The sequence below is a fragment of the Rhodopirellula islandica genome (genome assembly GCF_001027925.1).
Classification (GTDB): domain Bacteria; phylum Planctomycetota; class Planctomycetia; order Pirellulales; family Pirellulaceae; genus Rhodopirellula; species Rhodopirellula islandica.
Genome location: NZ_LECT01000003.1, coordinates 40,256 through 62,228 on the forward strand (window position 1 = coordinate 40,256; position 21,973 = coordinate 62,228).

Sequence of the window (21,973 nt, forward strand, 5' to 3'; positions counted from 1 at the left end):
TGGATCAAACGACCGGGGATGTGCCGCCGCCGGCACCTTCCAGCAGTCCGCGATAGTTTCGCATCACAAGGTGACTGTCGATCTTTTGGACCAAGTCAAACGCCACGCTGACGGCAATCAACAGACCCGTGCCGCCGTAGAAACCGGCGATCGAGTAAGGAACACCCAGCGAACCGTAAACGATCGTTGGAACAATCGCGATCAGACCCAAGAAGGCAGCACCAACATAAGTGATCCGGACCATCACCTTTTCAAGGTAATCCGTTGTGCGGCGACCGGGACGATAACCAGGAATGAACGTTCCCGAATCACGCAGGTTGTCGCTCATTTCTTTTGGATTGAACGTGATGGCTGTCCAGAAGTAGCAGAAGAAGAAGATCAAGCCGACGTACAACAGGTTGAAGAAGTACGAGGTCTGATCGCTCATCGTCAAGCTGATCAGGTTGAATCCGCGGAACAAAGCACCGTCGGATGCGAACTGGCCAGCCAGGAAGCCGAACAGGACACCCGGGATCATCAGCAGCGAGCTGGCGAAAATGATGGGCATCACGCCGGCTTGGTTGATTCGAAGGGGCAAGTGCTGACGGGTGCCACCGTAGACGCGTCGACCGCGAGTGAACTTGGCCGATTGAGTTGGAATCTTGCGTTGACCCAGCGTGATGAACACCACACCGAAGACGACGACAACAAACAGCACGACCAAGATGATCAGTGTTTCAATTCCGACCTGTCCTTTGGCCAAACCGGTCAGTTCGGTCTTCATGCCCAGCACCAATTCGTAGAGTGCCTTTGGCATCTGAGCCAAGATACCGGCCATGATCAGCAAGCTGATCCCGTTGCCAATCCCGTATTCATCGATTTGTTCACCGAGCCACATCAGGAACACGGTTCCCGTGGTCATGACCAAAACGGCAACGATCTGCCAGCCAAAGAACAGCTGTTCGTTGGCGTTCATGAAGTTCGGGTTGATGCTGCTTTGCCCGTTGGCTCCCGCCATCAGCATGAACTTCAGGTACATGTAACTCTGAACCAGGCAGATCACCACGGTCAGGTAACGAGTGTATTCGTTGAGCTTTTTGCGACCTGCTTCGCCTTCCTTCTTCAGTTCTTCCAGCGGTTTGTAAACGCTTCCAAGCAACTGAAAGATGATCGACGCGGAGATATACGGCATGATTCCGAGGCCGAAGATCGTCGCTTGACGCAGATCGCTGGCCGCGAAAACACTGACCTTTTCGAAGAAGTCAGCAGCACCACCACCGGCGCCACTGTCCAAGTTCGTCGCGATCATCGGCAACGGGATGTGGAACCCGATCCGGTAAATGGCAAGCAACCCGATCGTCAACATGACCTTCTTGCGAAGCTCAGGGATCGAGAAAATGATTCGCAGCTTTTCAAACATCGATCCGTCCGTCGTCGATCGTGCAGGGTGAATTCGTCGCGCCCTACCAAGAGAAATGGTAAGCACGCACAATGTGTTTCAGGCAGAGCGAAGAGAAACTCTCATCGCCAAGGCAATCAAACTAGCAACCTAAGACCAATCGCGGAAGAACGATTGCTAGGAAGCCGAGGGTCGATTGCCAATTCTATGAAAACAGGCCTGACGAGATCGCCAAGGCCTGTTGTTGATTCAGTTGTATGGAGCATCGCGATGCAAAACGATCGCTGAGTGAGCCAATTACTTTTCGCTCTTCAAAGCAGCAACACGTTCGTCTGGCGTGCGTTTCGGAGCCAGTTTGTCCACTGTTCCGCCGGCAGCCGAGATCTTTTCTTCGGCCGACTTGCTGAATCGGTGAGCTTGGATCGTGAGCTTCTTGGTGATCTCGCCATCGCCGAGAACCTTCAGTTCGTCAAAGTTGCCTTTGGCGAGGTTCTTTGCCGCGAGGGCTTCCAGTGTGACGGTTTCGCCATCATTGAAAGCTTCGTTCAGCTTGCCAACGTTGACCGCGAAGATCGTCAATGCCCAGCGGTTGTTGAAACCACGCTTGGGAACGCGGCGGAACATTGGCATCGCTCCACCCTGGAAGTTGGGCTTGCGACTGTAACCGCTGCGGCTCTTGTGTCCCTTGTGCCCACGACCCGACGTTTTGCCGGTGCCGCTACCAGGACCACGACCGATGCGTTTTCGAGAGCGGTGTTTGGTAATACCGCGATGAACGTCGTTGAGTTGCATAGTAGTGATGGAAAGGCTGGGGGCGGGATACTGAACGGAAGGCGTCAGTCATGCTGCCCGAGTGTTTGAATGAGTGTCTGTGCCAATGGCGTCCAAGGTCTGTCGCTGCAATGCGAAGTGAACTGATTCAGCCGGTGTTGACGGGAGCAAACTGCCCCCGATGTTAGGCTTCGATCAGGTCGTCTGGGTTCAGACCACGCAAGGCGGCAATTTGTTCGCGAGTTCGCAACTTGCTCATCGCGTCGAGGGTGGCTTTGACCAAGGTCACTGGATTGTTGGTTCCATAGGACTTTGTCAAAATGTCGTGGATCCCGCATGCTTCGCAAACCGCACGAACCGCTTGACCAGCGATGATACCCGTACCAGCACCAGCAGGAATCAAGAGCACACGAGCGGCACCATAACGACCCCAGATTTGGTGAGGAATGCTGCCTTCCACCAAGGGAACGTGAATCATGCTGCGGGAAGCTTGCTTTTGCGCCTTTTGAACGCTTGGCGGAACTTCGTTGGCCTTGCCGTAGCCCCAGCCAACTTGACCGCTGCCGTTGCCGACAACCACCATCGCAGCAAAGCTGAAACGACGACCGCCTTTGACGACAGCCGCACAACGTTTGATCTTGACCACTCGGTCCAGCAGACCTGCGTCCAGACCTTGCTCTTCGTTCTTGTTGTTGCGTTTGTTTCGTGCGTTGCTCATGGCGGACTATGTTGATTCGTTGCGATGAATGTCGCGGGATGGGAAAATTAAAACTGCAAGCCAGCTTCGCGAGCGGCATCTGCGAATGCTTTGACTCGGCCGTGGTATTTGTTGTGACCACGATCCAACTTGACGGCTTTGACACCCGCCTCAGCAGCTTTCTCTGCGACCAGCTTACCAATCAAGGCTGCGGCGTCACAGTTGCCACCCGCTTTGACCTGTTCACGGACCGATTTGTCACGTGTGCTCGCACTGAAAATGGTCTTGCCCGCTTGGTCATCCACGACCTGGCAAGCAAAGTGCTTCAGCGTGCGCTGAATGCACAAACGTGGCTGGTCGGCGTTGCCTCGCAACTTGTTGCGAACATGGCGCCGGCGACGCAGGCGTTTGCTTTGGAGTTTTTTATTCTTGTCCATAGTGACGACCCACGATGATCGTTGTGAACGGATGAAATGAATGGGAACAGCGGAGCGACGCCCCGCCAAATGCGACGGCAAACCTACTTGGTGGCCGACTTACCTGGTTTGATCTTGACTTGTTCGCCCTGATAGCGAATCCCTTTGCCCTTGTAAGGCTCAGGCTTCCGAAGTGATCGAATTTCGGCGGCAAATTGGCCGACGCTTTGTTTGTCACAACCTTGAATCACAACGTGAGTCTGGTCGGGGCAGCTGACCGTCAGGTCGGAAGGGATCTTGCGATGCAATTCGTTGGCATAACCAACGCGGAGTTGCAACGTGTCACCGCTGATCGATGCCAGGTAACCGACACCGACGATTTCGAGCTTCTTTTCGTAACCCTCTTTCACGCCGACCATCATGTTCGCGACGATCGCACGGGTCAGGCCATGAAATTCTCGCGATGGACGATCGTCAACATCACGCGACACAATGACTTGGTTCGTTTCGCTATCGACCGCAACCGTCACTTCTGGACGATGTTTGAACGACAGTTTGCCCTTGGGACCTTCCACATCAATGTTGCGGTCAGCAATGCTGATCGTCACACCGGCGGGGATCGCGACTGGCTTGTTACCAATGCGGCTCATGGCTGATTACAAATGTACGGGGAGAATATGAATGGTTTGGCAAGTTGGGAGTCAACGAGTGTCAATCAAGACACTTCGCAGAGCACTTCGCCGCCGATCTTTTCGCGGCGTGCTTCGCGATCGCTGATCACACCTTTGCTGGTGCTGATGATTCGGATTCCCAAACCACCCAGCACGGGTTTGAGTTCTTTGCTGCGGCTGTACAGGCGACGGCCGGGCTTACTGATTCGGCGGATGGACTGGATCACGCGTTCTCCGTTGGGACCGTATTTCAGTTCCAAGCGAAGAAAGCCAACTGGCTCTTCTTCCAGTTTTTCTTCTTTCCAGTCCCAGATGAATCCCTCCCGTTTGAGAACATCGGCCACACCACGCTTCACGCGGCTGGCGGGGATGTCCACGAACGGTCGCTCAACGCGTACTGCGTTGCGGATTCGGGTGAGCATGTCGGCAATGGGGTCGGTCATCATGGCTGTGGTTTCCCTTTAAATATCCAAGCTCACCAGCTGCTCTTGCGAACGCCAGGGATCAATCCCGCATTGGCATTCTCACGGAAACAAATTCGGCACAAACCGAATTTGCGGTACACCGAACGTGGACGACCGCAAAACTTGCATCGGTTCTCTTTTCGAGATGAAAATTTAGGCGTGCGAAGCGCCTTGGCGACCTTGGATTTGCTTGCCACGAAAGGACCTGCGGTGTACGAATCGGGGAGCGTCTCAAGCGAGAGACGTGCGACGAATTGAAATAAAACGATGGGGTGGTTCCGGGGGGAACCGGATCAGGCCGCGCCGGCCTGTTCTTTTTCTTTGGGTTGTTTGAACGGCATGCCGAACAAACGCAACAGTTCTCGAGCTTCGTCATCGGTGTTTGCCGAGGTAACAAAGCTGACATTCATCCCTTGTGGACGAATGAATTTGTCTGGGTTCAGCTCTGGGAAAACGAGTTGTTCGTTGAGTCCCAGGGTGTAGTTGCCGTTTCCATCGAACGCCTTGCGGCTGATCCCGCGAAAGTCACGGACACGAGGAAGGACAATGGAAACCATGCGGTCCAGGAATTCGTACATGCGTTGGCGACGGATCGTCACCATGCAGCCGATTGGCATTCCCTCACGCAGGCGGAAACCTGCGATGGATTTTCGAGCGATGGTCGTGACAGGCTTTTGGCCGGAGATCTGAGTCATCGAATCGATGGCCAAGTCAAGGACTTTCTTGTCGCCGACTGCGGCACCAACACCCATGTTCATACTGATCTTCAGCAGACGTGGCACTTGGTGCACGTTCTTGTAGCCGTACGTTTCTGTCATAGCGGCACGAACGGATTCGTCGTATCGCTGTTGCATTCGTGGAATGTAGCTGGACATGTTAGGCACTGCGCCGCCGAGGAAGAAACGGCCAATAGGGTAAGGTGTGTGTGGTGGAGGTCGTCAATCAGCTGGATGCTTTGGAAGCTTTGGCTGGCGCGATTTGCCCGAGGCTATCGCCGCTGGCTTTCGCGAAACGCTCTTTGCTGCCGTCGTCCAGGAAACGGACTCCGATGCGGGTTGGTTTGCCGGTCGATGGGTCGACCAACATGACGTTGCTCGCACTCATGGGCATCTCTTTGTTCAAGCGGCCGCCCTGTGGGTTCTTTTGGCTTTGCCGAACGTGTTTCCACACGCGGGCAGCACCTTCGACAACGACCTTTTCTTTGTCGCGATCGACTTTCAAGATTTTGCCGCGATGACCTTTGTCAGCTCCGGCAATCACAATGACTTCATCGTCAACGCGAAATTTCATGGTAGTAACTTTGAGCGATAATTTGTTTGCGAATGGTGGTGGTTTCGACCGATGACTCAACGGAAGGTTGAGCAGTCGGGTCAGACCACCTCGTTGGCGAGGCTGACGATTTTCATGAAGTTGCTTTCTCGCAACTCACGAGCGACGGCACCAAAGATGCGAGTGCCTCGAGGGTTGCGGTCTTTGTCGACCAACACAACTGCGTTGGAGTCGAAACGAATGTAGCTTCCGTCAGGACGACGGGTGGGCTGCTTCACGCGAACGATCACGGCACGCACAACGGCCTTCTTCTTCACTTCGCTGCCCGGAATCACACTCTTGACGCTGCAAACGATCACATCGCCAACAGTGGCGAAACGACGCCGACTGCCGCCGAGCACCTTGATGCACATGACTTCTCGAGCACCAGTGTTGTCGGCGACATCGAGGCGGGATTCTTGTTGGATCATATCTGTTTACTTCAACGACAAAAACGTTGGACGATTGTGTGGAGGAGGTTGCGATTAAGCGTCCGTGGCGGTCGATTCTGCTTCGGGTTCACCAGCGTGAGCTGCGGCCAAGCCTTCGGCTTCGGCATTCTTACGAGCAGCACGCAAAGCGACAACGTCCACGGCGGTGCTCTTTTCGAGCACGCGAACCAAACGCCAGCGTTTGAGTTTGCTCAATGGTTCCGATTCAATGATCTCGACCTTGTCGCCAACACCCGAATCATTGTTCTCGTCGTGAACGTGACACACCGTGCGGCGGCGAATGTACTTCTTGTATTTTGGATGCTTGACCAAACGAGCGATCTCGACGCGACGCGTCTTGCTCATTTTGTCGCTGGTCACAATTCCGGCTACGACGCGTTTGGGCATGGTGCTAGGTGGACGTGCAGTGAATGGATGGGTGAGTTTGAGAAGTCAATTAAGCTTGCGGTTGAGCAAGTTGACGTTCTGTTTGGATCGTCTTGACACGAGCGATCGTTTTTCGGTTCTTCTTGATTTCGCTGGGCGTGTTCAAACGCTCGGACTGTGATTGGAACCGCAGGCGAAACAATGTTTCGGCGGCTTCAGTCGCAGTCGCGTCGAGCTGTTCGTCGCTCATTTCGCGAAGTTCGGTCAGTTTGGTCATCGAATTAGACAAAGGTCAAAGGGGATGAATCGTTCAAAGGCCAGAATCGTCTGGGTTGCAAGCCGTTTGACTCCGTAACCCCGATCAACGGAACAATCGATGTTTCGATCATTCACGTTGTTCATGTAGGTTGAAGTCTCTCGGGCGAACCCTGTCATCAACCCGCCGATCTACCGGATCGCCTTGCGATCAAGCAGAGCGACGTTCGACAAATCGGACTTTGACCGGCATCTTACTCGCCAGACGCGCAAAGCACACCTTGGCTTGTTGTTCGGTCACGCCACTGAGTTCGTATAAAATGGTTCCCGGCTTGACGACCGCGGCCCAAAAGTCAGGCTCCCCTTTACCTTTCCCCATCCGTGTTTCCAGCGGAGTGCTGGTCACAGACTTGTCGGGAAAGATTCGGATATAGAGCTTGCCTTGGCCGCGAACGTATTGCTGGGCAGCGATTCGTCCGGCCTCGATTGTCGTAGCTTTGATCCAGCCGGCATCCAATGATTGGATACCATAGTCACCAAAGACGACCGTATTGCCGCGAGTCGCGTTACCTTTTATACGACCTCTTTGGCTTTTTCGATGCTTGACCCGTTTGGGCATCAGCGCCATCGTTGTCGTCTCCGTAAGTACCTTGGTTAATCCACACTTGAATCCCGATGTGCCCCTGTGGCGTCATCGCTTCGGTGAATCCGTAATCAATCTTGGCTTGTAGCGTGCTCAATGGAATTGAGCCAGCACTTTGCTTTTCGCGACGGGCCATTTCGGCACCGCCCAGTCGACCTGCCATTTGGATTTTGATGCCTTTGGCACCGGCGTCCATCGTCTGTTCGAGCATTCGTTTCATTGTGCGTCGGAAGCTGGATCGCTTTGCCAGTTGCTGAGCGATGTCCTCGGCGACCAACTGACCTTGCAGTTCAGGTCGGCCCACTTCTTCCACTTTCAGGTTGATGCGACGTCCGACCAGGTTCTGCAGTTCGGCTTGCAGGATCTCAATTTCCTGGCCCTTCTTGCCGATGATCAAACCTGGGCGAGCGACAAACAGCATCACCCGTACTTCATCGCGGGTGCGTTCGATCTCGATGCGATCGATGCCCGCACTTTTGTATTGTGATTTCTTCGGGTGCTTGGTGATGAACTCGCGAATCTTGCGATCTTCCACCAGCAGGTCCGCAAAATCCTGCTTCGAGGCATACCAACGACTTCCCCAACCACGGGTGACGCCGGTACGAAACGCAATCGGATTGACTTTTTGACCCATGGGAGAGTGCTGAGTGCTTAAGGCAGGGAGTTGAATAAACGGTGTTGTATCAGGTGTCAGAGTGAATCACAGAGCAAGTTGCTCGTGCGAGTCATTTCACTCGACGCTTTCGATGTGTGTCAGGCCCACACGAATGTGGCTGGAGCGTTTCTTGATCATGAACGCCATCCCGCGAGCACGCGGTTGAATACGTTTGAACATCGGTCCGCCATCAACGCGGACGTCGGTGATGACCAACTCCTCGATGCGATGACTTCGGCCGCTGTTTTGATCTGGGTCTTGAGCGTTCCCGACAGCACTCTTGATCACCTTCTCAAGCATTCGAGCTCCACGTTGGGGCTGATACTTCAGGGTGTCCAAGGCTTCGTCGGCAAACATGCCTCGAACCAAGTCGGCAACCAGGCGCACCTTTTGTGCGCTGATGCGGGCGTTCTTATGATATGCGTTGAATTGAGACATGTCTGTCGCTAGATCGTTTGACTCGTGAATTTCACCAACCGGATGGAGGGCCGCTTTGGATTAGCGTTTACCCTTGCCGCCGTGACCTTTGAAGGTCCGTGTGGGAGCAAACTCGCCGAGTTTGTGACCCACCATGTCTTCGGTCACCAACACTTTGATGTGCTGGCGTCCGTTGTGAACCATGAACGTGACGTTCACGAATTCTGGAACGATCGTGCAAGATCGCGCCCATGTCTTGATCGGTTCTTTGGAGCCAGTTTCGGCTGCTTTCTGAACTTTGAAAAAGACTTTCGGGTCAACAAAAGGACCCTTCTTACTGCTTCGACTCATGATTTTTTACCGGAGTTGCCGCTGAAAGGGTGGCCTACTTGTGGAGTTTCAATTGACCGTAGCGACGACTCTTGCGTCGGCGAACGATCGACGAATTGCTTGGTTTGCGTTTCTGACGCGTGCGTCCGCCCTTGGCACTCTTGCCTGATGGGCTGACCGGGTGACGTCCACCCTTGGTTCGGCCTTCACCACCACCGTGCGGGTGATCGACTGGGTTCATGGCAGTACCACGAACGTGAGGTCGGCGACCGAGCCAGCGTGAGCGGCCCGCTTTACCGAGGACGACGTTCATGTGGTCGCTGTTGCCAACTTGGCCAATCGTTGCACGGCATGCACTGGGCACTCGGCGGACTTCGCCAGAGGGCAACAGCAGCTGAGCCCAATCGGCTTCGCGGGCTTGAAGGGTGGCTTGTGTTCCCGCTGAGCGGCACATCACTGCTCCGCGTCCGGCTCGCATTTCAATGCAGCAGACCGAGGTGCCCAACGGGATGTTCTTCAGTGGCAGACAGTTGCCGACCACGGGAGGAGCGTCGGGGCCGTTTTGCAGTTTGTCGCCAGCGGCAACGCCCGTTGGTGCGATCACGTAAAGCTTGGCACCGTCAGGGTACTTCAGCAATGCGATCCGAGCTGTGCGGTTGGGGTCATATTGAACCGAGTCAACCGTTGCAACCATGCCGTCTTTGACGCGACGGAAGTCGATGACACGGTACTTTTGCTTGTGTCCACCACCACGGTGACGTGAGGTGATCTTGCCTTGGTTGTTCCGTCCGCCGGTTTTGCTTTTTGGACGCAGCAAGGAACGTTCTGGCTTGTAGCCAGGCGTCAGTTCCTTGAAGTCGCTGACCGACGCGTTGCGTCGGCCGGCGCTGGTCGGCTTGTAGATTCGGATGCCCATGAGTATCGCTTTTTCGTGCGAGCTGTTTCTGTGCGGGGAAGTGTTTTGTGGTGATCGGTGTCAGAACTTGGGTGAACCCAATGCTCTTCACTGTGTCCTAGAAGAAGTCGATTCGGTGATCTTCGTGGAGTGACACGATCGCCTTTTTCCAGTCGCTGGTGCGGCCGATTTTGTGGCGGAACCGGCGGGCTTTCCCTTTGCGGGTTTGGGTGCGGACCTTGACGACTTTGACGTCGAACAGATGTTCAACAGCCTTTTTGACGTCGAGCTTGGTTGCGTCGCGGTGGATCTGGAACGCGTATTGGTTGTTCCGGGTCGCGCGGTGCACACCTTTTTCGGTCACGAGCGGTTTGAGCAAGACCTGGTGGGGTTCCAGTTCGATCTTGCGTTCAACGGGTTTGGGTGGTTGGATCGCAGACATGTTAGGCCGCTGCCTCCGCTTCGTTGGTGTTCTGGGTGGAACCGGCGAATGTGCCGTCTTTGACTCGATCAAGAGCTTCTTGTGTGAAGAGCACTCGTTTCGGAGTCAGCAGAGTCAGTGCGTTCAGTTGGCGAACGGGTTCAACCGTCACGCCACTGATGTTGCGGCCACTCTTGAAGATGACTTGGTCATCGTTGGCAGTGGCGATCAACGTGGTGGTCTTGTCCAGGCCCAGGTTCTTGAGGATCTGAGCGATTTGGCTGGTTTTGGGTGCGTCCAGCTTGATTTCGTTGATGATCACGATTTCGCCATCGTCAATGCGAGAGCGGATGGCCATGCGAGTGGCGATCTTGATCGCCTTCTTGGGCAGGCGGTAGCTGTAATCGCGAGGTTTGACGGTGCGTGCGACGCCACCACCACGGCGAACATTGGTTCGCTTGGAGCCGGCCCGAGCGTTGCCCGTTCCTTTTTGGCGGTACATCTTTTTGTTGGTGCCGCTGACTTGGCCACGGGTTCGCGTGTTGTGCGAGCCTTGGCGTTTGTTGGCTTGGTACATGACCACCACGTCGTGCAGCAACTGCTTGCTGACTCGGTTGGCGATTTGTTCGGTGTCGATCTCGTACTGCCCGACTTCTTTGCCGGATGCGTCGAGGATAGGTAGGTTTGCCATGTGTGTATTCCTCAGCCGACTTTGTTGGTTTGACGAATCGAGACAAAGCCGCCGTTGGGGCCAGGAACCGCACCGCGAATCATGAGCAGATTGTTTTCTGCGTCGACGCGGACGACTTCGAGGTTGCGTGTGGTGACGTTGGCGTTGCCGTACTGGCCAGCCATTCGTTTGCCTTTGAATGTTCGGCTCGGTGACGCACTCATGCCTGTACCACCAGCGTGGCGGTGGCACTTCTTCACACCGTGCGTGGCACGTTGGCCAGCGAAGTTGTGGCGTTTCATGACGCCGGCGAAGCCACGTCCTTTGCTGGTGCCGGTGACATCCACCTTTTTGACTTCGTTGAATTGCTCAACGGTCAGGGTGTCGCCGACAGTGGCGTCGGCTGATCCACGGAACTCGCGGATGAATCGCTGTGGTTCGCAGTCTGGCTTGGTGGGAGCTTCGATGCCAGCGGCGGAGCGCTTCTTGGAGCGTTTGCTTTCGATGGTAGCGACTTGGCCACGCTCACTGCGTTTGGCCAAGCGGCGAGGTTTGTCTTCGAAACCCAGTTGAACAGCTTCGTAGCCGTCGCGATCTTTGCTGCGGACTTGCAGCACGTGGCAAGGGCCAGCTTGCACGACCGTGACGGGAACAGCGGTTCCGTCTTCCAGGAAGATCTGAGTCATCCCGATTTTACGGCCAAGGATAGATGGTGACATAACAGTTCCTGCCCGCGGTTAGCGAGCGATGTGCGATTCGTTAGGAGTTCCGAGACTTTCGTGACGATCGACTCAGTTGGTCGGCAAGTGCCGGGGCTGAGTGATTTCGTCGCGACATCCGTCCATGCGGAAAACCGTGACCAATTCGTGTGTGTGATGGGTAACTTGAGTCGGTCCCCGGTGAAGTGGCTTGTTGCCGTGGGGTCCGATCTTGTCCTGACGGGGAGGCCGGTGGAGAGCTGGTCTTGCTCGCAGGGTTTCCTGTGAGTGCTGGATCAGTGTCGGCTCTTTGTCAGTTGAATGCCGGGGTTGCGAAATGCGATTGTCGACCAATCAGCGGGCGGACGCCTTGATTTTGATATCGACACCAGCCGGCAGGCTGAGCTTGTTGAGTGCTTCGATCGTCTTGGCGGATGCCTGAACGATGTCCACCAAACGCTTGTGCGTTCGGATTTCATATTGTTGGCGAGCCTTCTTGTTGACAAAGGGGCTCGACAGGACTGTGTATTTTTCGATTCGAGTTGGCAAAGGGATGGGGCCATGCACGATGCTGGCGGTCGCTTTGACGGTATCGACAATGTCGCGGGCACTCTGGTCCAGCACGGCATGGTCGTACGCTTCCATTCGAATGCGGATGACTTCGCTGGGGCCGGTTGACACTGCTTACTTCCAAGTCGTGAACGAGAAATGAGTCAATTCCTCACCGCAACTTTGCTGTGAGGAGGCGAGAATGTACGGCTGACGTCATTGAGCGTCAACGGCTTTTGAACAATTGATTAAAAAAAGCCGTCGAATTTGCCAGGATTGAACTTGGCAGCGGGGGTGTTTGGCCTTAATCGACGCTGGGAGGCGTGTTTGGTGCTTCGCGGAACCCGCCGTTGTTGACGTTTGGGTCAACCGAGGCAATGGTCATCGTCGCGTTTCCTGCGGTTCCTTGAGTCGGTGTTGCGGGAGTTGTCGTGAATCGACGAAGCGGGGTGGGGTGAGGTGGCGTTTCGGGCGTGCTTGGGGTGGGTGCTTGCGGGGTTTTGTCTTGCGTTTCCTAGTTCGGTCTTGCTGTGCTGTGTCTTGTTGTTCCGGGTCTTGTCGTTCTGGGTCAGTCGGTGTGCGTGGGTAGGTTGTGTTTCATTGGGGGTGTCTGTGTTTGGGTTGTCAGCGAATCGTTGTGGGTGGGGCTTTCGGGGCTTGATGGTTGCTGGCTTTTTGGTCGGCGGCGGCTTGTTGGGTGTCTCGCGTTGTTTGTCGCCTTCCTCGGCAGGTTTGGGGACTCATCAGCAATTGGGGTTGCCGCCCTGTTCCATGCGTTTGCTGTTTGGGGTGCGGTGTCCTGCGTGTGGAATGACGACGTCGTGGAGTTGGTTGACAAGGGGTGAGTTGGTTGCGTCTGCGCAGGCGAATGTTTCGGGGATGCTGCTTGGTTTGTTTGTGTTTTTGTTGTTGCTGGTGGCGGTTCGTGTGGCCTGGAGCGGGCGTCGTCCGTCCGTTGAGGCGAACTGGTGGATGGGGTTTGGTGTCGTGTTGATTGGTGTTCTCAGTGCGGTTGAATGGCTTGTTCGATTGCAGTTGGATTGAATTTTCCAGTCAAAAGTTTGATTCCCCCTACACGAAAGTGGCGGGTGCGTGAGAGAATGCCGCCCGTGTCGGTCACTCAGTGGCTGGCGAGTTTGGTTTTTTCCTGGCAATTTCCCTCTTGGCGTCAAAATGAGTGACACCTTCAATCCCGACACGCCCAACATCGACGCTCCTGCAATCGATTCGCCCACGACGGATCCAGAGCCAGCGGAATTTGAAGTGAAGATGGCCTCGCGAGTCGATCGCTTGCCGCCGTACATGTTTGGTCGCATCAACAGTTTGCTGTACCAGAAGCGTTGTGCGGGAGACGATGTGATCGATCTTGGGATGGGGAATCCCTCGGATCCGCCGGACCCGGTCGTGATTCAGAAGCTGACTGACGCGGCGTCGGATGTTGGCAATCACGGTTACAGCAAATCCAACGGGATCACGAATTTGCGTCGTGAGGTGGCCAGCAAATATCACCGAAAATACGGTGTGAGCTTGGATCCAGAAGGCGAGATCATCGCTTGTTTGGGGAGCAAGGAGGGCTTCTCGCACATGTGTTTGGCTCTGATGGGGCCTGGTGACACGGCGATTATTCCCTCGCCCTATTTCCCGGTTCACATGTACGGCGTGATTCTGGCTTCCGGAAATGTTGTGGCGCTGGACGTCGCGGATCCGGATAAGTTCCTGAGTAATGTGGCCTACACCTGCGAGAATTTGACGCCTCGCCCGAAGGTTTTGATCGTCAATTATCCCCACAACCCTTCGTCGGCTGTGATCGAAGCGGACTTCTTTGTCGAGGTCGTTCGGCTGGCGAAGAAGTACGGCTTGATGGTCATTCATGACTTCGCTTACGCCGACGTGGCTTTCGATGGCTATGTGCCGCCGAGTTTTCTGTCGGCGCCTGGGGCCAAGGACGTGGGCGTTGAGTTCACGACGATGAGCAAGGGGTACAACATGGCCGGTTGGCGTGTTGGTTTCTGTGCTGGGAATGCGGACATGGTCCGTGGGTTGGGTACCATCAAAGGTTACTACGATTACGGCATGTTCCAGGCCATTCAGATCGCGGCGATCGTTGCTCTCCGTGAGACCGAGGCAACTGTTTTGCAGCAGTCGCAGGTTTACCAAGGCCGGCGTGATGTGCTGGTCAGCGGTTTGCGTCGACTGGGGTGGAATGTCAATCCGCCCAAGGCAGGCATGTTCGTGTGGGCAGAGGTGCCGGAGCCTTGGAAGAGTCAGATGAGCACGATGGATTTCGCGATGAAGTTGCTGGAGGAAGGCAACGTTGCTGTCAGCCCAGGCAGTGGCTTTGGTGCGGCTGGAGAAGGCTATTTGCGGATGTCATTGGTTGAGAATGAGCATCGGTTGCGGCAGGCGGTCCGGCAGATCGGGAAGTGTTTGTCGCCCGGTAGGAAGGGTGCTGATTCGGTCGCCTCGTCGGCTTCGTAGTCGTTTTTTATTCGTGCTGGGGTTTGCCGGGCGCGATGGTTTGTGTTGGTCGGCCGGTTTGGGTCGTGGTTGGTTCTTGAGGTGACATCGAGATGCGTTTGGGTTTGGCTCTGAGAGCTTTTTGGAAAGCGATGTTTGACCGTCAAGTCGCCGAGCGCGTCGCGCTGGCTCTGGATGGCGTCGATTTGGCGTCGCAGTCAGTGGCGGAATCCACGCCGGCAGTCGTGGGGAAAGAACCGGTGGGGGGCGCCCCGCGGGAGTCTGCTCAAAGCGATGCTGTCACGTTGTTGGCGGCGCTTCAGCGGGACGCTCGTTTGGTCGATCTGATCCATGAGAATCTGGATCAGTACGCGGACGATCAGGTTGGTGCGGCGGCTCGCCCGTGTTTGAAACAGTGCCGTCAAACGCTGGATCGGTTGTTGGGGATCGTTCCGCTCGTGGAAGTGGGTGACGGGCAGGTGCTTCCGGTGGATGCGTCCACTTCCTCCGCTCGTTTGCGCTGGGTGGGTGAGTCCAGTGGTGCCTCGCAGGGCAAGGTGGTTCATCATGGTTGGGTTGCCACTCAGGTTCAGTTGCCCGCTTGGTCAGGCAGTGCCGACGACGCGTTGGTGATTGCTCCGGCGCAGGTTCAGGCTCCCTGATTCGTCGCGCGATGCCCTCCCCCGGAAAGCTCGCTGAACGCTCGTTTTCCGACCCCTCCCAACTTCGAGGTCGTGCAGTTTTTTGGTGCTGGGTTTTGGCGGGTTTCTGCAGCAACCACCAATCACAACCCGAAGCGCGAGCGAGGGACGCCCCAACTCCCACGACGGCCCCATCCGGGGCGACCGTTTGTTTTCCGGCATCGGTCTCTCGGGGCTTCCGCCCCGAGCTAACCATGACGGCCCCATCCGGGGCGATACCCAGACGCCCGCCACCATTGTGCTGCAAGTCGTTGCTGGGTCGGCACTGAAGCGCTGCGCGGCCTCGGTTAGGTGGGGGCGCTGCGTAGCAGCACACCCCCGGAAACCGTGCCTCCCGAGAGACTCTCCGTCCCGCCGTGGGGTTTGCATGTCCATCGGTGGCGCTATCGCTTACCGGCGGCTACCATCTTGCATCCCTGCCGGGATGAAAACTTGTGCAAGCGACAATGCTCTCCAGCCCAAACGTTCAGCAGCCCAGGCGAACGCCCAAGCGGCTCACATCGTTTTGTCCGATCATTTCTGCCGACGTGCTTAGTACTGGAAGCTGTCCGCGTCTTCTTGGGGAGCTGCTTGGTAGCCGTAGGGTTCCATGCTGCTTCCTGCTCGGCCTTGGCTGAGGCTTCGTACGGCTCCGGAGTAGCCGAACATCTCTTTGAGTGGAGCGTGGGCAGTGATCACGGTCATGGCTCCACGGCTTTCGGTGGAGGCGATGATGGCGCGGCGTTGCTGCAGGTCGCCCACGATCTCCCCCATGTAGTCTTCTGGCGTGGTGACTTCGACTCGCATGACGGGTTCGAGTAGCACGGGGCCTGCCGCTTGCAGTCCGCTTTCAAAGGCGTCGCCGGCAGCGATTCGGAAGGCAACTTCGTCGCTGCCTTCTTCTGCCATTTCCGCGTCCAGCACATCGATTCGGACGCCCGAGAGCGGGAAGCCAGCGATCATCCCGCCGCCTTCTGCTCGGTCGCGGAGTTCTTCGATGGCGGCGCTACGGACGGCGTTGGGGAGGCCGACGTCGGGCGGGAGTCGGTCGAACACGACGACAGGGTCGGATGGGGTTTCGGTGGGGCTGATCTTCACTTTCAGGCGAGCGAACATTTGTGTGGATCCGACCACTCGGTTGCATTGGCCGACGATTTCGGCTTTGCCGCCGATGGTTTCACGGTAGTTCACGCGAGGTTTGTAGAACTTGACGTTCAATCCGAAGTCGCGAGTCAGGCGGTGCTGGATGACCTCGAGATGGAGTTCGCCCATCCCGCTGATGATCGTTTGCCCGATCTCTTCGTTGTCGATCGCTCGGAAGGTTGGGTCCTGTCGGCGGAGCATGTCGAGTGTTTCTTCGAGTTTCTTTCGGTCGGCAGTGCTCTCCGGTTCGATTGCCATGGACAACACTGTTTCGGCGAACTTGATGCTGGGCAGTTCGATCGTCTCTTTGGTGTCGCAAACGGTGTCGCCTGTGATGGCAAATCGGGGGCCGATCACGCAGCAGATGTCGCCTGCACCGACGGAGTCCACTTGTCCGTCGCGTTCCTTTTTGGAGGCGTGGATTTGCCAGATTTGGGCGATGTTTTCCTTTTTGTCTCGGTTGGGGCACTGCACCCGTGAGTTTTGTTTGAGCTCCCCGCTGTAGATCCGGATCCAGTAGTTGTCGCCCGTTTTGGCGGGCAGGATCTTGAAGACGAGTCCGCAGAAAGGCTCTTTGGGGTCTGGGTTTCGCGAGAGCGTTTGGTCTGGTTTTTTGGGGTCGTGGCCTTCAACGGGCGGGCGGTCCAGGGGGCTGGGCAGGAAGTTTCCGACGCCGGTCATCAGGGGTTGGACTCCGATGCCATGCAGTGCCGAGCCGCAGAAGACGGGTTGGATGATTCGTTCCAGGCAGCCGTGTCGGAGTGCTGCCAGGATGACTTCGCGAGGGATTTCCTTTTCCTCCATCGCGAGGGCCATGGCCTCTTCGCTGATTTCGTAGACCGCCTCCATCATCTGTTCTCGCCAGATTGCAGCGTCGTCGGCGAGTTCGGCGGGCAGTTCGGTCTCTGTGATCTGCTTGCCTTCCGTTTCTGGGTCGAACTGCAGGAGTTTCATGTCGACCAGGTCGATCACGCCGCGGAACGGGTTGTCGACGTGGGCGGGGCCTTCTCCGACCGGCAGTTCCACCGCGACTGGTCGCCCGCCGAGTCGTGGTCCGATGTCGTTGAAGACGGTCTCGAAGCTGGCGCCTTCGCGGTCCATTTTGTTGATGAAGACGATCCGTGGGACTTCGTAGCGGTCGGCCTGGCGCCAGACGGTCTCGCTTTGGGCTTCCACGCCTTCACGGGCAGAGAAGACCACCACGGCCCCGTCGAGGACTCGGAGGCAGCGTTCCACTTCGGCGGTGAAGTCAACGTGTCCGGGCGTGTCGAGGAGGTTGATGTTGTAGTCGCCCCAGGCGTACTTCACGCAGGCGCTGAAGATCGTGATGCCGCGTTCTTGTTCCTCGGGGTCGTCATCGGTGTCGGTGGTGCCGTGGTCCACTCGGCCGACCCGGTGTTTCGCCCCGCTGAGGTAAAGCATTCGCTCAGTGACGGTGGTTTTCCCCGCGTCGATGTGGGCGATGATACCGATGTTGCGAATCTTGGATATGTCGGCGGCCATGGCGAGTCGGTGCGGTGGGAAGCGGTTTGGGGCGGGTGCGCAAAGAAAAATCGCGATCCGGCAGAGCCGAATCGCGACCAATTGTGAACGTTAGAGGGCGTTGCGCGTAGCGGCTGAATATGAATTCAGACGTTCGCGGCAGATCACCAAGCGAAGTGAGCGAATGCCTTGTTGGCGTCAGCCATGCGGTGCGTGTTTTCGCGTTTGGTGTAAGCGGCGCCTTCTTTCTTGAAGCCAGCCAGCAGTTCATCGGCCAGTTTCAAGGCCATTGGGCGGCCCTTTTTGTCGCGGACAGCGGACAGGATCCAGCGAATCGCGAGGCTCTGTTGGCGAGCCTTGTTGACTTGCATTGGGACCTGGTAGCTGGCACCACCGACTCGCTTGCTGCGAACTTCGATGTAAGGCTTGATGTTTTCCAGGGCTGCTTCGAAGACTTCGATGGGAGTCTCTTCGCCTTCGTGGCGTTTGCCAATCTCATCCAGGGCATCGTAGAAGACTCGCTGAGCGGTGGTCTTCTTTCCGTCCAGCATCAAGCAATTGATGAATTTGCTAGCCAGCAACGAGTGGTGCCGCGGGTCGCCTTTGAGTTGCGAGCGGCTGGAAGTGATGCGTCCCATGAATGTCAGATCGAGCTACGAAGGGAATGGGTGGGTTGGAAACGACGGATGCCGAGAAGAGGAAAGCCGAAGCTTTACTTCTTGGCTCCGTAACGGCTGCGGGATTGCTTGCGGCCATCGACACCCAGTGCATCGCGTGAACCGCGAACAACTTGGTAACGAACACCGGGCAAATCGCGAACGCGGCCACCGCGAACGAGCACGATCGAGTGCTCTTGCAGGTTGTGGCCTTCGCCGGGGATGTAAACCGTGACTTCTTTGCCGTTGCTCAATCGAACCCGGGTGATTTTCCGCAGAGCCGAGTTTGGCTTCTTGGGGGTCATGGTCCGGACTTGCAGGCAAACACCCTGTTTTTGAGGGCATTTCTCGAGAACCGGCGACTTGCTCTGGCTCTTCTTCTGCTTCCGGTTTTTGCGGACGAGTTGATTGATGGTTGGCATGAAAACAATGCAATTGAACGGTGATGTGTCGCGGCACGCAACTTGGGCCGAGATTTTTGCAAGCGGCGAAGTATGGCGGCTGTGCCATTTCTGTCAAGGCCGAAATGCGGTTGAAACGCATTCTGGTGGCATTCTGGGGCGTTTGCAAGGACTCCCCATCCCGATGTCGTGACAAAGCTTCGCGAATCGCGTGGCTTCGAATGAATCTCTTTTCGTCTGGGTGTGGAGTGTTCCCCAGTTTTCTTCGCTGTGGCAGGATGATTTGCCGAGGAAACAGGTCTCGTTGTAGAACGATTGTCCTTGCCGTCGCCACCATCCATGTTTTTTGCTTTTGACTCTTGGTGACCTTGTGAACCAGCCTCGCGAAATCCTTTCGTCACCGAAGTGGCCGCTTTCGGTCGGGGCTCCGGTCTGGGCCTGCGACGGTTGGGCTGGCGTGGTTTATCCCTCCAAGACCCCGCGGAGCGAATGGCTTGCGTGGTACACGCGGACGTTCAACACCGTCGAGGGAAATAGCACGTTTTATGCGGTCCCCAGCGAGTCCACTTTTCGCGGTTGGGCCGAGCAGGCAGCTGAGGGATTTGAGTTTTGCTTCAAATTTCCCAAGCGAATCTCCCACGACAGCATGCTGCAGGACTGTGACGAGGAAGTGCGAGAATTCTTATCGCGGTTGCGAGTGATTGCCCAAGCGGATCGGTTGGGGCCGACGTTCTTGCAGTTGGGGCCCCAGTTTGGTCCGGATCGGTTGCCAGTGCTGGCTCGGTTTCTCCGCCGTTTGCCGCGTGAATTGCCCTGGGCGGTTGAGTTGCGGCATCACGATTGGTTTGATTCCGGGGACCAGGAAGCACGCGTGAACGAGCTTCTGAGAGACCTGCAAATTGACAAGGTCACCTTCGACAGTCGGCCGCTGTTTCAATCGCCGCCAGAAGATGCCATCGAAGAAAAGTCGCAGGTTCGCAAGCCACAAACGCCGGTTCGGCAAACCGTCACTGGTCAGCGTCCAATGCTTCGCATCGTGGGACGCAATCGAATTGAATTGACTCAATCGTTTCTGGATCAATGGTTGCCGATCTTGGTCGGCTGGGTGGAGGCGGGGTTGCGTCCGATCGTGTTCACTCACACGCCTGATGATCGCTTGGCACCTCGGTTTGCTGAGTTGTTGCTCGCAAAATTGGCCGGCGAGATGCCCGGTGTGGACTTCACCCTGCCCCGCCCTCCACAATCTCCCGAACAACTTTCGCTGCTGGATTGAGCCAATCTGTTGCGGCGCACTTTCAATCGGCTTCTCCTCTCAGGGTTTTCTCATGCAACATCTGGATGTTCGAATTCACAACAACGTGGCAACCGTGTTGATGGATCGGCCGGAAAAGCATGGCGCGCTCAGTCCCGGGTTGCTGTTTGATCTCAACGAAGCTCTCGGTGATGTGCATCAAGAGAAGCGTGTTCGGGCGGTCGTGCTGTCCTCGCGAGGTGATCACTTTTGCTCGGGAGTTGACCTGCAAGTGTTCCAACAGATCGCGGATTTGCCCGAGTCCGAGCGGATGCAGCAATGGTTCGAATACTGGCGAGCGGTTTCCGAGACCTGCGAGAAGATGCTGCGATTCCCCAAGCCCATCATCGCGGCGGTGGACGGCGCCGCGATTGGAGCCGGTTTCGCCCTGATGCTGGCGTCGGACCTGTGCGTTGCCAGCAAGCGAGCGACCTTCGCTGCTGACGCCGCTCGCCGTGGCTTGGTCGGAGGCGTGACGACGGCGTTGTTGTCCTTTCGGGTTGGCGCGGCCGCCGCTGCCAGGCTGACTTTGGCGGGCGAAACCATTGATGCCAACGAAGCCCAACGCTTGAATTTGCTGTGCCAATCGCCGGTGGTGTCGGACCAAGTTTGGGTGGTGGCCAGCGAGTGGGCGGCGCGCTGCAGCGAAGGGCCTTCCGAAGCCGTCCAGGCGTCCAAGCGATTGCTCAATGAAAGCGTCGGCGAAGCGTTGCTGACTCAGATCTCGGCCGCGGCCGCGGACAGTGCGTCCGCTTGCACGACGGAATCCGCCGCCGAAGGGGTTGCCGCGTTCCTGGAAAAACGCAAGCCAAGCTGGCCGTAGTTGGCTGGTGGATAGCTGGGCTGCGTCAACTAGGTGGAGGATTGCCGCGTTTTCATAACCCGACGCGTGACGGCCTGTTGATTGAATCCTAACCCATAGCGTGAGCGAGGGATCGCAACGAGCCTGTGGGTCCCTCGCTCACGCATCGGGTTGTGAACTCGAGTGAATCAACAAGCCGGTGAGCGAGGGAATCAACGCAACTCGATTCCGCTTCGGGTTATGACGGAGAGCTAGTTGGCGAGGTACCAGTCAGATGCGTTTGCGGTAGCAAACTCGGTAGACCGGAATGCCCATCTTGCGACTGCGGCGTTCGAAGTGGGTGTGGAAGTCCAGGTCGTGGGTGGATTCCCGCTGAGTTTCCGGCAACGGCACGCCCAGTTCCGGTGCGATTTCGGCGATCAATTCCACGGTCAGCTCAAAGTAATCCAACACGTCCGTCCAGAAATGCAGCCGGCCGCCGACGCGGAGGCAGCGACTGAAGTTGAGAATGTTGTCGTGACTGAGGACGCGACGTTTTCGGTGCCGTTTTTTCCACCACGGATCGGGGAAGTAAACATGAACGGCTTCCAGCGATCCGTCTTCGATTCGTTTGCCCTCGTCGGTGACCGCAAACAGCGGGGTGGCGTCGCCGGCCAGCATCTTTGCGTTGGCTCGCTCTCGTTTGGCCAGCCTGGCGGCGGCGTGAGCGGCGTATTTGCGAGCGATTTCGATCCCGAAGTAATTGTGCTCGGGGCGACGATCGGATTCCGTCTGAATGAACAGCCCTTTCCCGCTGCCGACTTCGATTTCCAGCGGTTGATCGTTGCCGAATAGCGATTGGCTGTTGATCACTGCCGGCAAATCCTCGGGCGTTTTCAGCCAGGAATCCAGGTCCAAGGCGGGGTTGGGTTTTCGGAGGGCGGCGCGAGGCATGCGAACGAAGCTGTTGAGGGAAAGGCGAAAGACGGTCTGCCGTCATCGTAACGCGACGCAAAATCTCTACAA

At 56.6% G+C, this 21,973-nt stretch carries 30 protein-coding genes; 5 read left to right on the forward strand and 25 right to left on the reverse strand.

Translation table 11 applies throughout. The features are described 5' to 3' along the window. Positions 1-4 precede the first annotated feature (4 nt). The 21 genes from secY to rpsJ form a co-directional block, all read right to left on the reverse strand. Positions 5-1,399, reverse strand: coding sequence for a preprotein translocase subunit SecY (gene secY, locus RISK_RS00940; protein WP_047812381.1), 1,395 nt, complete (start codon positions 1,397-1,399; stop codon positions 5-7). Positions 1,400-1,675: 276 nt separating this feature from the next. After that, positions 1,676-2,170, reverse strand: a complete 495-nt coding sequence (gene rplO, locus RISK_RS00945) for a 50S ribosomal protein L15 (RefSeq protein ID WP_047812382.1) — start codon at positions 2,168-2,170, stop codon at positions 1,676-1,678. Between the two features lie 163 nt (positions 2,171-2,333). Further along, a complete protein-coding gene (gene rpsE / locus RISK_RS00950; protein WP_047812383.1) occupies positions 2,334-2,867 on the reverse strand; it encodes a 30S ribosomal protein S5 in 534 nt (177 codons plus the stop codon). 47 nt (positions 2,868-2,914) lie between these two features. Beyond that, positions 2,915-3,283 (reverse strand): 50S ribosomal protein L18, encoded by a 369-nt coding sequence (rplR, locus tag RISK_RS00955; protein ID WP_047812384.1) that lies wholly within the window; start codon positions 3,281-3,283, stop codon positions 2,915-2,917. 83 nt (positions 3,284-3,366) lie between these two features. Beyond that, positions 3,367-3,912: a 50S ribosomal protein L6 gene (gene rplF, locus RISK_RS00960; protein ID WP_047812385.1), complete on the reverse strand. Its 546-nt coding sequence runs from the start codon at positions 3,910-3,912 to the stop codon at positions 3,367-3,369. A 65-nt stretch (positions 3,913-3,977) separates the two neighbouring features. Then, positions 3,978-4,379 carry a 30S ribosomal protein S8 gene (rpsH, locus tag RISK_RS00965; protein WP_047812386.1) on the reverse strand — a complete coding sequence of 134 codons (402 nt, stop codon included), beginning with the start codon at positions 4,377-4,379 and terminating at the stop codon, positions 3,978-3,980. A gap of 29 nt (positions 4,380-4,408) precedes the next feature. Beyond that, entirely contained in the window at positions 4,409-4,594 is a 186-nt protein-coding gene (locus RISK_RS28855) for a type Z 30S ribosomal protein S14 (RefSeq protein ID WP_053061012.1), read from the reverse strand. 96 nt (positions 4,595-4,690) lie between these two features. Beyond that, a complete protein-coding gene (gene rplE, locus RISK_RS00975) occupies positions 4,691-5,272 on the reverse strand; it encodes a 50S ribosomal protein L5 (protein WP_047812387.1) in 582 nt (193 codons plus the stop codon). A gap of 67 nt (positions 5,273-5,339) precedes the next feature. Beyond that, entirely contained in the window at positions 5,340-5,687 is a 348-nt protein-coding gene (gene rplX, locus RISK_RS00980; RefSeq protein ID WP_047812388.1) for a 50S ribosomal protein L24, read from the reverse strand. 80 nt (positions 5,688-5,767) lie between these two features. Further along, a complete protein-coding gene (gene rplN / locus RISK_RS00985; RefSeq protein WP_047812389.1) occupies positions 5,768-6,136 on the reverse strand; it encodes a 50S ribosomal protein L14 in 369 nt (122 codons plus the stop codon). Between the two features lie 54 nt (positions 6,137-6,190). Then, positions 6,191-6,544, reverse strand: a complete 354-nt coding sequence (gene rpsQ / locus RISK_RS00990; protein ID WP_047812390.1) for a 30S ribosomal protein S17 — start codon at positions 6,542-6,544, stop codon at positions 6,191-6,193. Positions 6,545-6,593: 49 nt separating this feature from the next. Further along, complete coding sequence (gene rpmC, locus RISK_RS00995) at positions 6,594-6,800, reverse strand: 50S ribosomal protein L29 (protein WP_047812391.1); 207 nt, start codon at positions 6,798-6,800, stop codon at positions 6,594-6,596. A 189-nt stretch (positions 6,801-6,989) separates the two neighbouring features. After that, positions 6,990-7,406, reverse strand: coding sequence for a 50S ribosomal protein L16 (gene rplP, locus RISK_RS01005; RefSeq protein ID WP_011121605.1), 417 nt, complete (start codon positions 7,404-7,406; stop codon positions 6,990-6,992). Next, entirely contained in the window at positions 7,345-8,055 is a 711-nt protein-coding gene (gene rpsC, locus RISK_RS01010; protein WP_047812392.1) for a 30S ribosomal protein S3, read from the reverse strand. The genes rplP and rpsC overlap by 62 nt, the downstream gene beginning before the upstream one ends. Before the next feature lie 96 nt (positions 8,056-8,151). Next, positions 8,152-8,514: a 50S ribosomal protein L22 gene (gene rplV, locus RISK_RS01015; protein ID WP_063838423.1), complete on the reverse strand. Its 363-nt coding sequence runs from the start codon at positions 8,512-8,514 to the stop codon at positions 8,152-8,154. Positions 8,515-8,574: 60 nt separating this feature from the next. After that, positions 8,575-8,844, reverse strand: coding sequence for a 30S ribosomal protein S19 (rpsS, locus tag RISK_RS01020; protein ID WP_007326800.1), 270 nt, complete (start codon positions 8,842-8,844; stop codon positions 8,575-8,577). A gap of 34 nt (positions 8,845-8,878) precedes the next feature. Continuing rightward, positions 8,879-9,739 carry a 50S ribosomal protein L2 gene (gene rplB / locus RISK_RS01025; RefSeq protein WP_047812393.1) on the reverse strand — a complete coding sequence of 287 codons (861 nt, stop codon included), beginning with the start codon at positions 9,737-9,739 and terminating at the stop codon, positions 8,879-8,881. Between the two features lie 97 nt (positions 9,740-9,836). After that, positions 9,837-10,160, reverse strand: a complete 324-nt coding sequence (rplW, locus tag RISK_RS01030) for a 50S ribosomal protein L23 (protein ID WP_047812394.1) — start codon at positions 10,158-10,160, stop codon at positions 9,837-9,839. A gap of 1 nt (position 10,161) precedes the next feature. Then, positions 10,162-10,830, reverse strand: a complete 669-nt coding sequence (rplD, locus tag RISK_RS01035) for a 50S ribosomal protein L4 (protein WP_047812395.1) — start codon at positions 10,828-10,830, stop codon at positions 10,162-10,164. Between the two features lie 11 nt (positions 10,831-10,841). Then, a complete protein-coding gene (gene rplC / locus RISK_RS01040; RefSeq protein WP_063838424.1) occupies positions 10,842-11,528 on the reverse strand; it encodes a 50S ribosomal protein L3 in 687 nt (228 codons plus the stop codon). 333 nt (positions 11,529-11,861) lie between these two features. Continuing rightward, entirely contained in the window at positions 11,862-12,188 is a 327-nt protein-coding gene (rpsJ, locus tag RISK_RS01045; RefSeq protein WP_083434712.1) for a 30S ribosomal protein S10, read from the reverse strand. A gap of 528 nt (positions 12,189-12,716) precedes the next feature. On the opposite strand from rpsJ, the gene RISK_RS28860 reads away from it, so the two are divergent. From RISK_RS28860 to RISK_RS01060, 3 genes are all read left to right on the forward strand, one after another. Next, complete coding sequence (locus tag RISK_RS28860) at positions 12,717-13,100, forward strand: DUF2752 domain-containing protein (RefSeq protein WP_083434714.1); 384 nt, start codon at positions 12,717-12,719, stop codon at positions 13,098-13,100. Between the two features lie 129 nt (positions 13,101-13,229). Continuing rightward, positions 13,230-14,534, forward strand: coding sequence for an aminotransferase class I/II-fold pyridoxal phosphate-dependent enzyme (locus tag RISK_RS01055; RefSeq protein ID WP_047812397.1), 1,305 nt, complete (start codon positions 13,230-13,232; stop codon positions 14,532-14,534). 131 nt (positions 14,535-14,665) lie between these two features. Continuing rightward, positions 14,666-15,175 (forward strand): DUF2760 domain-containing protein, encoded by a 510-nt coding sequence (locus tag RISK_RS01060; protein WP_236695925.1) that lies wholly within the window; start codon positions 14,666-14,668, stop codon positions 15,173-15,175. 570 nt (positions 15,176-15,745) lie between these two features. On the opposite strand, the gene fusA is transcribed toward RISK_RS01060, so the two are convergent. The 3 genes from fusA to rpsL form a co-directional block, all read right to left on the reverse strand. Next, positions 15,746-17,920 carry an elongation factor G gene (gene fusA / locus RISK_RS01065; protein ID WP_047812399.1) on the reverse strand — a complete coding sequence of 725 codons (2,175 nt, stop codon included), beginning with the start codon at positions 17,918-17,920 and terminating at the stop codon, positions 15,746-15,748. A gap of 62 nt (positions 17,921-17,982) precedes the next feature. Further along, entirely contained in the window at positions 17,983-18,456 is a 474-nt protein-coding gene (gene rpsG / locus RISK_RS01070; protein WP_047812400.1) for a 30S ribosomal protein S7, read from the reverse strand. Between the two features lie 74 nt (positions 18,457-18,530). Continuing rightward, a complete protein-coding gene (gene rpsL, locus RISK_RS01075) occupies positions 18,531-18,896 on the reverse strand; it encodes a 30S ribosomal protein S12 (protein WP_007326865.1) in 366 nt (121 codons plus the stop codon). A gap of 349 nt (positions 18,897-19,245) precedes the next feature. Between rpsL and RISK_RS01080 the strand changes: the two genes are divergently transcribed. Next, positions 19,246-20,148, forward strand: coding sequence for a DUF72 domain-containing protein (locus tag RISK_RS01080; RefSeq protein ID WP_047812401.1), 903 nt, complete (start codon positions 19,246-19,248; stop codon positions 20,146-20,148). 52 nt (positions 20,149-20,200) lie between these two features. Then, positions 20,201-20,989 (forward strand): enoyl-CoA hydratase/isomerase family protein, encoded by a 789-nt coding sequence (locus RISK_RS01085; protein ID WP_047812402.1) that lies wholly within the window; start codon positions 20,201-20,203, stop codon positions 20,987-20,989. Between the two features lie 249 nt (positions 20,990-21,238). Here the strand turns inward: RISK_RS01085 and trmB are convergent, their stop codons facing one another. Beyond that, the gene (trmB, locus tag RISK_RS01090; protein WP_047812403.1) at positions 21,239-21,901 is read right to left on the reverse strand and encodes a tRNA (guanosine(46)-N7)-methyltransferase TrmB; all 663 of its coding nucleotides are present in this window, start codon (positions 21,899-21,901) and stop codon (positions 21,239-21,241) included. Positions 21,902-21,973 lie beyond the last annotated feature (72 nt).